Annotated in this window: 10 protein-coding genes and 1 pseudogene; 3 read left to right on the top strand and 8 right to left on the bottom strand. The window is 45.5% G+C overall.

Annotated features, from left to right (window positions below; translation table 11 throughout):
• From NP596_RS17420 to NP596_RS17410, 3 genes are all read right to left on the bottom strand, one after another.
• Window positions 1-656: tetratricopeptide repeat protein (locus NP596_RS17420; protein WP_256616665.1), on the bottom strand; the 656-nt coding region annotated here is incomplete at its 3' end.
• Between the two features lie 54 nt (window positions 657-710).
• Window positions 711-1,448: a PEP-CTERM/exosortase system-associated acyltransferase gene (locus NP596_RS17415; protein WP_256616664.1), complete on the bottom strand. Its 738-nt coding sequence runs from the start codon at window positions 1,446-1,448 to the stop codon at window positions 711-713.
• Window positions 1,449-1,470: 22 nt separating this feature from the next.
• Window positions 1,471-1,944, bottom strand: coding sequence for a Crp/Fnr family transcriptional regulator (locus NP596_RS17410; protein WP_256616663.1), 474 nt, complete (start codon window positions 1,942-1,944; stop codon window positions 1,471-1,473).
• Between the two features lie 109 nt (window positions 1,945-2,053).
• Here NP596_RS17410 and prsK point away from each other — a divergent pair, with 109 nt between their 5' ends.
• Both prsK and prsR read left to right on the top strand, forming a co-directional pair.
• Entirely contained in the window at window positions 2,054-4,114 is a 2,061-nt protein-coding gene (gene prsK / locus NP596_RS17405; RefSeq protein WP_256616662.1) for an XrtA/PEP-CTERM system histidine kinase PrsK, read from the top strand.
• Window positions 4,115-4,123: 9 nt separating this feature from the next.
• The gene (gene prsR / locus NP596_RS17400; protein WP_256616661.1) at window positions 4,124-5,497 is read left to right on the top strand and encodes a PEP-CTERM-box response regulator transcription factor; all 1,374 of its coding nucleotides are present in this window, start codon (window positions 4,124-4,126) and stop codon (window positions 5,495-5,497) included.
• 151 nt (window positions 5,498-5,648) lie between these two features.
• Here prsR and NP596_RS17395 read toward each other — a convergent pair whose 3' ends face one another.
• The 4 genes from NP596_RS17395 to NP596_RS17380 all read right to left on the bottom strand — a co-directional run bounded on the left by NP596_RS17395 (window position 5,649) and on the right by NP596_RS17380 (window position 8,151).
• On the bottom strand, window positions 5,649-6,404 hold the full coding sequence (locus NP596_RS17395) for a lytic transglycosylase domain-containing protein (protein ID WP_256616660.1): 756 nt from the start codon (window positions 6,402-6,404) through the stop codon (window positions 5,649-5,651).
• Between the two features lie 337 nt (window positions 6,405-6,741).
• Window positions 6,742-7,104, bottom strand: coding sequence for a CCDC90 family protein (locus NP596_RS17390; RefSeq protein WP_256616659.1), 363 nt, complete (start codon window positions 7,102-7,104; stop codon window positions 6,742-6,744).
• A gap of 378 nt (window positions 7,105-7,482) precedes the next feature.
• Window positions 7,483-7,953: a transposase gene (locus tag NP596_RS22100; RefSeq protein ID WP_256616666.1), complete on the bottom strand. Its 471-nt coding sequence runs from the start codon at window positions 7,951-7,953 to the stop codon at window positions 7,483-7,485.
• A gap of 39 nt (window positions 7,954-7,992) precedes the next feature.
• A complete protein-coding gene (locus NP596_RS17380; protein WP_256616658.1) occupies window positions 7,993-8,151 on the bottom strand; it encodes an intracellular growth attenuator family protein in 159 nt (52 codons plus the stop codon).
• Between the two features lie 403 nt (window positions 8,152-8,554).
• On the opposite strand from NP596_RS17380, the gene NP596_RS17375 reads away from it, so the two are divergent.
• Entirely contained in the window at window positions 8,555-9,487 is a 933-nt protein-coding gene (locus NP596_RS17375) for a PEP-CTERM sorting domain-containing protein (protein ID WP_256616657.1), read from the top strand.
• 430 nt (window positions 9,488-9,917) lie between these two features.
• On the opposite strand, the pseudogene tnpA reads toward NP596_RS17375, so the two are convergent.
• Window positions 9,918-10,352, bottom strand: a pseudogene (gene tnpA / locus NP596_RS17370) (IS200/IS605 family transposase).
• Between the last annotated feature and the right edge of the window lie 101 nt (window positions 10,353-10,453).

Raw genomic sequence — 10,453 nt, 5'->3', positions numbered from 1 at the left:
GATTTATTTTGTTTTGCATGTATTTTTATTTTAAACAATCTAAGCGGAATATTTTTTTCATCCTGCCTCAAAGCAGCGTCTATTAATTGAATCGAATCGTCTAACTTATTATTTTCAAAAGCCTGCGCTGCTTTCAATGAAAGCGCATCCATATTTTCAGAATTGGCAGAAAGTACACTTTCAATTATTTCATTTGCCTGCTCTATTTTTTTCTGTCTAATAAAAGCCGAGGCTTTTAGTAATTTAGCCTCCTCATTTTCAGGCTTAACTTTAAGAATAAAATCCGCATTCTCAATCGCTTTATCAAAATCCCCAAAGAGCAAGCTTACCTTGCCTAATTTTTGTCTTGCATCGATATTATTCGGATCAAGTTCCAATGATTTCTGAAGATTGTCTTTCATTGACTTAAAATTATTAGATTTTTCATCCAATAACGCCATGTAATAATAAGTCTCTGAACGCTGATCGCTACCTTGAGCGGACGTTTTTAACTCGAGTATAGCTTTGTCATATTCACCTTTATCCAGCAATTCCTTGCCTTTTTGTAAGTGATTTTCTGCCGACTCTTCCGGGGAATCACATGCTGATAACATCATCGCACTAACCAACAAAACAGGAAAATACAACTTAGTTAAATTTGATTGAACGAACGACACAATAGACTCCCAGATAAATTTATTTTTAGCGAAAAAATCACGTACAATTAAATATTACTCAATAATATTGTTCTTAATCCAAACATACAAATCAAATAAATCCGAGTGCATATTCTCGAGCGCGGACTGAGTAGTAATAAAATAAGGCGCCCTAATTCCATGATAATACATATCCTTACCGATCCGGTGAAAATCTATCCCTGACCGATGCATCAACCGGGGTAAAAAGGGCTCCATCATTGCAAACACATTGGTTCTGTTATCCATTTCAGTCATGGCTGTCGCGGCAAGAAAACACGCCACGGCAATTAATGAGAAGCTTCTCTGTTCTTGGTCCGAAAAATGCAGACCTGATATTTCGCCAAACCGGGTCAACGATTCGCCGCTACGACGCCGGAACGCCCCATCGACCGCCAATCTGGAAATCTCGCAAACGGTCGATCTATCCAAGCCTAAATCATCAATTTGCTGACTGTTAAGACTCGAACCGCAAAATTTTTCCAACGGTAAAGGCATTTCATCCCGCCCTCCTAAAGCAGGCACCAACCTTACACACCCTGCCGGCATTCCTGTTCTTCTGTGGATAACCAAACAATGCCGGGACACTTGGTCATACTCATCCGTCTCCAAACCATCCGGAAATAAATCAACGGCTTCGTATTTAAATTCCTCGCAGTAGACTCGGTACCTAACTCCATAGACTTGCTGCTTTTGAATATCGGATACAGCCAGCTCTACCTTGAAATAGCGCTCGAAACTCTCCGTCAATGTTAAATCGGACTTATCATTCATTAGCTAGGCCCATTCATCAAGATCAAAGATATTTATCAATATCATGCGCTTTTATGCCCCAGGCTAGCAGCTTTTCTATACGGTCATTAGCAGTTTCCAACCTGACTGCCATGATTTCAAAAAGAGCCTTTAAAAACAAATAGCCTTCAATTGGGTGATCATCAAGATACACGCTCAACATATCGCTACGGATCTCCAATACGCGCGTATCGGTTAAGGCCACGACAGAAGCCGTTCTTCGATGAGAACCATACAGACAAATATCGCCAAAAACGGCACCCGCCTGCAAATCGCATAAACCCGGCGTTATTCTAACCTTGCCCTCCAGTTCGGCACCGCCTAAAACCCGAACCGCGCCCTCCTCAACCAGGATCAAAGTATTTCCCACGTCGCCTTTTTCGATGATTTTATCGCCCGCGCCATACCACGCATGCTTCCATGCGCCGCCTTCCGCAAATTGAGGACTTCTTAATATTTCATCGAGTATTTGTTTCATACTTACCTATACACTTAACCGATATGAAATACATGCCAAAACAAATAGCTATAATACCTCGTTGCCAACCGGACATCCCCACCCAAAGGTCTAATAATCCACCTCAACCATGGAAAATTTTATTTATTTTAGCTACTTAGCTAGTCTAGCAGCCTATTTCATACTTTTTCTTTTTGCCTCGCTCAGAAAAAATCGAAATTGGCCATTCATACTCGCCGCATTGCTTTCGGCGATCTGGAGCGCAAGCGCTTTAAGATCACTTCAGGACAATGAATTTTTTCTGGCCGACACACTTGTATTTGAAACCTTACGGAACACGGCATTGTTTTTGTTACTTGGCACCATGTTATACAAACAACAAAACGCAGCTGGCTATCAATATGTTCTCCGCGCCAAATCGACCTTGCCCGCCACCGTAATCATTTTTCTTACTGTCAGTATAGAGACTTTTCCTGATTTATTGGAATTCATCCAGCAAACAACCCGTGTCGATCCTCGTTTTTTTGCCCACGTAGTGTTCGCTATTTTTGGGCTAATCCTCACTGAGCAACTGTATCGCAACACGCCGTTAAGTCTGCGCTGGCATTTGAAATTCTTGTGCCTAGGTATCGGAGCCTTATTTGCCATTGATCTGATTGTGTATAGCAAATCCTTACTATACAAACATTTAGACATGCCATTATGGCAATCGCGCGGGATCATTAACGTATTGATAGCGCCGTGTCTTGCGCTCGCACTACCCAGGCTCGACGCCCTCACCTCGCAAGCGGCCTCTTCCGCTCCACGAAAAACGATTTTTTACACCACTATTTTATTCGGCTGCGGCGTTTACCTCATTCTTATGTCAGCCACGGGATTCTATTTAAAACAAGCGAATGCCGAATGGGGAGAATCCATTCAAACCATTTTTATTTTTCTAGCTATTGTATTACTCGTCATATCATTCACTTCCGGTAAAATCCGAGCCTTGGCAAAAGTATATTTTGGCAAGCATTTTTTTCACTACAGTTACGACTATCGCGAGGAATGGCTAAAAATCAGCCAAGCTCTCGCAAAACTTGAGTCGCTCGATGAACTTAAGGACTTTATCATCAGCACGCTCACAAACCTTGTAGAAAGCAGCGGCGGCGGGCTATGGCTTAAAAACGATCAAGGACATTTCTTTCTGGCCGCGGCACACAACTTACATCTAACCCAGCAAGAACTCGACAGCCTAAAAGCAGAGCCGCATTTACCAATTTACTTGACACAGAAACAATGGGTTATAGATTTTTACGAATTAGCCCACGCCCCGGAAGTATACGACGACATCGATCTTAGCCCATGGTGTTATGAAGATAGCGAGGTATGGTTGATCGTGCCTCTATTTCATTTACAACACCTTGAAGCATTTGTCGTTTTAACGCAGCCAAGAGCGCCCAGAAAATTAAACTGGGAGGATCATGACCTGCTTAAGACCGTCGGCATGCAACTCGCTAACGCTCTAGCTCTGAATAAAGCCAGCGAAGCCCTGGCCAATAACAAGCAATTCGAAACCTATCACCGCCTGTCGGCTTATTTAGTGCACGACCTGAAGAACATTGCCGCCCAACTTTCCTTGGTCGTAAAAAACGCTGACAAACACAAACATAACTCGGATTTTTTCGATGACGCTATCGATACACTCAATCACGCGGTTAACAAAATGCAGCATATTGTGGAACAATTAAAGCAGGGAAAACCTTCTCCTTCGGCTGCAATACTAACTAATTTGGCCGCTATCATCAAAAATATAGCGCGTCAACACAACGGCACACCCGCCATTGAGGTTGAAACCGACCTTATCGAATGCATGATAAAAGCGGATCAAAATAAACTCATCAGTGTCATCACCAATCTGATACAAAACGCTCAAGACGCCGCCCAAAAACCGGATGGCTGGGTGAAGCTTGTATTAACCCGACAAGCTGATTATGCTGTACTGAAAATCATGGATAACGGAGTAGGCATGGAGCCGTCATTTATCGCCGAACGGCTGTTCAAACCTTTCGACACTACCAAAGGCAATGCAGGCATGGGAATTGGCGCATACGAGGCCAGAGACTTTATTTCAAAAAATGCCGGGCAATTAGAAGTCGAAAGCCAACCCGGCCAGGGCAGTACATTCACCATCAAATTACCCTTGGTTTAACCAAATCTTATGACCGCATCCAACCTACTGTTAATTGTTGAAGACGACCCCGGCCTGCAAAAACAACTTAAATGGAGCTTGGACCAATACGACATCATCCTGGCAAACAACCGATCGGAAGCCATAACCGCCTTGCGCCGCCATATGCCTCGCGTCGTTACCCTCGATCTCGGGCTACCGCCCGACCCTACCAATGCCAGCGAAGGCTTGGCCACACTCAAAGAATTGCTGGAATTAGCCCCGCATACCAAAGTCATCGTTGTCACGGGAAACGACGACCGCGGCAATGCCATTGAAGCCGTCGCGCAGGGCGCCTACGACTTTTACCAAAAACCGGTTGATGCGGACGTACTCAACATGATCATTGCCAGGGCTTTCCACCTGCATGCATTGGAAAATGAATTTAGAAATCTACAGCAACAACAAGCATTCAGCAGCGGCATCATAGCTACTAGCCCGCAAATGCTATCGGTGATGCGCATGATAGACCGCATCGCCCCAACCCAAGCAACCGTATTATTACTGGGCGAAAGCGGCACAGGCAAGGAACTGCTTGCCAAAGCCATACACACGCAAAGCGCCCGCGCCCAAAAACCGTTCATTGCGGTCAACTGCGCGGCCATTCCGGAAACCTTATTGGAAAGCGAGCTATTCGGCTATGAAAAAGGCGCTTTTACCGGTGCCGTTACCCAAACCAAAGGCAAGATTGAATATGCCGAAGGCGGCACATTTTTTTTGGATGAAATCGGCGACTTACCCTTCGCGCTACAAGCCAAATTACTGCGTTTCATTCAAGAGCGCGTCATCGAGCGATTGGGAGGCCGAAAGGAAATTGCTGTCGATGTGCGCATTATTTGCGCCACCCACCGCAACATACAGCAGCTGATTGATCAAAACCAATTCAGAGCCGATTTATACTACCGCCTCAGCGAAATCAGCATAGAAATCCCCCCTTTACGCGAACGGGAAGGCGACATTCTGGCAATCGGCAATACCTTGTTAAAGCGTTACTGCCAGCAAAACAACTGTAAAGAAAAACGCTTTGCGCCCGAAACGGCCCAGGCCCTGGAGAGCTACGCCTGGCCGGGCAACATTAGAGAACTGGAAAACAAACTCAAGCGCGCGGTGATTCTCTCCGACAGCAATCTAATAACACTCGAAGACATGGAAATGTCAGAACAAGTGGATAATGCCATGCCGTTGAATTTAAAGGCGGTAAGAGAAGCGGCGGAAATGTCGGCCATCAAACGCGCCCTGCTCTACAGCGACTACAATATTTCGGAAACGTCAAGATTACTGGGTATAGCAAGACCGACGCTATACAGTTTGGTTGAAAAACATGGCTTGCAAGACCTGATTCGCCACCAGCTGGACCAGGTTTGAGGTAACCATTTAGTGAATGCCAGCGGATGCGGATCAATTGCGTAGGTTGGGTTTGCCCTCAAGGGCATAAAAGCTCGATAGAGCGTAACCCAACCTACGCTGAATAGTTACGGTTTGACAAACATTGCCGACACAACTCTTTTCGCTTGGATCAGGTTTTTTGCCGAGATACCGGCGGAATCGACAAATCCGCAGGTATCGGATGAAGGGATTTACCGTACCAGGCTAAAATCTGCTTGACATAGTTTTGCGTTTCCCGATAAGGCGGAATACCGTGGTAACGCTCAACCGCACCCTCGCCCGCATTATACGCCGCCAGCACTAAATCCACCTTGCCGTCGAAATGCCGGATCAACCAGTGTAAATAGGCCGTACCGCCTTTGATGTTTTGAATGGGATCCCAACTGTCGGCAACGCCAAAGCGCGCCGCGGTAGCCGGAATCAATTGCATCAGCCCCTGCGCATTTTTATTGGATACCGCGGTGCTATTAAAGCCGGACTCCGCTCTGATGACCGCCATGACCAATTCCGGATCGATACCGTAGCGCGGCGCTATTTGGTTCACCCAATTTGCCACCGCCTGTTTATTCGGATTGGCATCCGCCACCAACTTCAATTCCGGCTCCGCTTGCTTACATGCTGAATCTTCAGCCGGAGATAAATCGCTATAACGTGCCAACATTTTTTGGGCATGAACATCGCCCGCATCGGCGGCCTGTTTAAACCACCGCACCGCCAAGCCCAAATCGCGCGGTTTACCTCGACCATTGAAGTACATAAAACCCAAACTGTAGGCGGAATCCGCATCACCTTTTAAAGCCGCTTGACAATAAAGTTGAAACGCCTGCTGGTAATCCTGCTTTAAACCTTCGCGTCCGTGTTCGTAATTGGCCGCCAAATAACGCATCGATTCAGGCGCATCAGCAATATCAAAAGCCCACGCACTCCGCATCAAAATACTCAACAAACATGTTACTAACAACCGTTTTATTCGGATCATAACTTCTCGACTTTGCTTCCAGCGTTTAAACAAGCGATGACACTAGAGTAAATAAGGTTTGATTCATTAAAACCCGGAAAAAAAAGATAAAACACTGCCTAAAAGGGCAATAAGAACAATTACTCCAAATGGGGTACTAAAACGGGTATCGGAAACTTTAACGAGAGCCAATCAGGTCTTTCCGGCAACACTGTCGGAATATTTTACAACTGGGCCAATTTAAAGGATATCCCCTCTTATGAGTCTAAATCAGATGCGCTATTTTCAGCAATACGCCAATAATTAGCGTTGTTTGCAAAAAACCAGCGCCGATGATCCAACGCGTTAAATCCGCTTTACTTTCAGCAATTTGTCTCTGCGTGTCCGCCCGCAGCAGTTCTATCTTATGATCCAATTCGCGAATTTCATGCTTCAATGCGGACTCCAATTCCTTCAAATCCCGTTTGGCAAGCACATCATCCAAATGATAATCGTGCCTTGCCTGTTCCAAGGTATTACCGGTAGCCGTTTTCTGCAACTCTGTTAAAACTGCCGCCTGCTCGTCGGAAAAACCCGCAGCTTTTAGGCGATTGGCGAATTGCAAAGTGTCAAAAGGAATAGCATTCATAAACGGAGCCCATTAAATTCTTAATAGTTTGTATCTTACTGCAACCAGCGGCACCGGTACCAATGTTAAGGGGAAGCACAAGTAACATGTAGCGTATCAACAGCAACCTATTATCCCGGCATCGATAACTTATCAAAAACCAGTAACCGACGCTCAACCCACTCCCGAGAAACAGGTGTCATAAAATCTTACACCTGATTTTTGGCTGGCCGACCTCTGCGCTCATAGCCCACCTTCATCTGTAAAACCTGTTCAATCCGCGAACGAAACCGTTCATCCCCCAAAGGTGTACCACTTTGCAAGCAACTTCTTAAGCCTTCCAAATCGTTTGTTTCAATCTCGTTGGCAAATAGCGCGCGATAAACTTCTTGCCGCTGCTCATCGGCCTGCCCTAGTTGCAAATAAAGCGGATGCGGGCATAAAAACGCATTGGGTTCCCTCCAAGCATTGGCGCGATAAACTTGACCAGGGATAATGCTCCGGCAGCCTCACCATGCCCGCTCGAACCGGATTGAACTCTATATAGCGGTAACAACTGAACAAATAATGCTCTTTATCAATCAAACTGGCCTTGTATCGCCCCACCCACAAGGTGCCGGTTCGCTGGTAAGTTTGATTGATATAAGCCACATAATGCCGGCCAATTGTTTGAAAAAACTCTCCGACGCCTTGTGCTTGTGTCGGCGTTAACAACAAATGCACATGATTAGTCATCAGAACATAAGCATGAATGCGGCAATCGTGTTTTTTCGCCGCCAGTTTCAGGCACCTTAGATATTGAGCATAATCCTCATCGGCAAAAAAGATCGCTTGCCGATTATTGCCTCTCTGAATGGCGTGAACCGGCACCCACGGTAAAAAGAAACGCGGCTTTCTGGGCACAGTCTATCAAGGCACCAGCCGCAAAACGGCTACAATCAAACTACCCACGGCAATCAAGGTTCCAAAACCCCATCTCATCAACTGTTTCATTTCATTGTGAATAGCCATAATTTCGCCATGCACTTGCTCGAAGCGCTTCTCCATTTGCTTTAAACCTTCCTGCATCAACTCCCGCTGATGTTTCAGTTCCTCTTCGGCACGCGAATGGTGCGTTCCCGTAAATCCAGTTCGTAACGTACATTAACATTCTGGGCCGGCAAACGCTCGGAAATGCTATCCCTGATTAGAGTTTCTTCTGCTCAAGATCGTCTTTTGCCAAAGCCATTTCAGGACTCCAGTTCCATATAAGTAATGCGGAAAGGATACCATGAAGTCAAAGTCAACTTTTAAATGGCTCCGGCCCCTTTTTACACCCCCTTTTAATATGCATTTGTCAGTTTTCTTTACACCAAACAAAATAATTTTCGATCATTAAAGATGAATATCAATATAATTCAATACATTACAAACATGGCACCTTTTGTGCTTAAAGAAAAATGCAAACTAAAACACATTAGAGGAGAAATCCATGAACACTAAGACCAAACTTGCAGTCGCATTGGCTGCAACTATTTCGTCCGGCATCGCTAGCGCCGCCGAAATCCAAATGTACCTTGATGTAGGAGTTATCAATACCGGTGCCGGCGCAGGCAACATAGGCAGCGGCGCCAGCAGTGGCACCCCTTTTGGGAATCCTGGAAACTCGGGCATTTTTAGTCCAGACGCCGACACTATCACTGGCCTTTTCACCGAATTCGGCTTCAACCAGTTTAGAGCCACATCTTTATATGAAAAAGACGCTGGAGGTGCTTTTACGGGCAATATTCTTGATACAAATAATGCCGCATTTCTGTCAGGCTCTAACCCAGTAATTCCCGCACCGTCCTTTGGGCAAGTAACGTTAGGTAATTTGTCGCCACTTACACCACCCCAAGTACCTTTTTCTGCTACCGAAGGCTTTGGTACCACCTGGGGCTTGAGTGTTGATTACCAGTTAAATGGAACCATCCCCACCGATGGCAGCAATTTCCTGGGCTTGCCTAGCTACACTACAGGAATTTTCAACATCTGGTTCGATGATTATGCAAACAATACTGGATTAAACGACGGCACCAATCGAGACGTGCAAGTTCTCGGTTTAATCCTGGACAGCGCATCAATTTTACCAGCAGATGTCATATTGACTTATGAGCTCGTCTTTGCACATACAGGTTTTCTAAACATTGGTGGAGTCGATGCTGCAGACCAAATTGGCAGACTATTCAGACTTGACACCAACATCGACCCCCCAATTCCAAACCCAACTACGTTGATTGATGTTATAGGCCAAGACGGTAATAATTATGCTTACCGGTCAACAAACCTAGACGGCACAGTCTCGCCAATTCCTGAGCCTGCCTCGCTGGCATTGCTTGGTATTGGCATATTGGGCTTGGCAGCAAATAAACGTAAAACAGCTTAATACTCGAATAAGTGATCATTTCGAAAACCGCCCAATGGGCGGTTTTTTTCATAGCAATGGCTTATTTTGAGGCTACGAGCTTTTAGATAACTCAAAATTAGACATGACTATCACTGAGCATTAGCGTTCTGGAAAACCTAGTCTACGGCTGATGAAACTGGTTACAATAAACGCGGTTATTTGCTCAAAGCAGCAAACGTGAATCCCTATGTTGTTCCGACAAGCTGAATGCTTGAGTTTGTCAACTTCTATCTTAATCGTCCCAGAAAAGCAAGACCGGTAAATGTAAGCGCGATTGCCCTGCTATATATACCTGAATGTCTAATCTGTCGCGAGATGCTGTAGAAGGTTAAATCACCCCCCGGCAAAGCCGGGGGCTTATTATTGTTAGCCCCTCAAAGGGGCGGATACGGGAATCGCCTGAAGGCAATCAACTTTTCCAAAGACTTAACTGCTCGTAAGGCTCATCTTCACATTCCTGCTCCCGGATGTAATTGCGAACAATCTCTTCATCAAGACCGAGCGTTGATACAAAGAAGCCTCTTGCCCCAAAATTTTCCCCAGTGAAGTTTTTCGTCTTTCCTCTGAAAATCCGCGCAATCGAAATCGCACTCTTACCCTTAATAAAACCAACCACATTGGATACTGCATCTTTCGGCGGAATGCTCAGGCACATGTGAACGTGATCCAACATCAAATGGCCCTCCGCAATCTCGCAGCCCTTTTGCTTTGCCAATTCGTGGAATATCGTTCCCAAATGCTTTCTCAGTTGGCCGAACATCACTTTACGCCTCCGCTTCGGAATAAACGCCACGTGATATTTGCAATTCTACCTCGTGTGACTCAGACTTAGATGCTCTCTCATTTTGGACTCTCTAAACTATTGATCAAGTTTCTTAGAATCCAATTGACCGACTTATAGGTCAAACCTCGGAGAGTCCCCCGGCACAGCCGGGGGGTTACCAT

The organism is Methylomonas rivi, from assembly GCF_024505165.1.
In the GTDB taxonomy this organism is placed as follows: domain Bacteria; phylum Pseudomonadota; class Gammaproteobacteria; order Methylococcales; family Methylomonadaceae; genus Methylomonas; species Methylomonas rivi.
The sequence above is the reverse complement of the archived record's forward strand: the minus strand, read 5'-3'. Positions and strand labels throughout refer to the sequence as shown.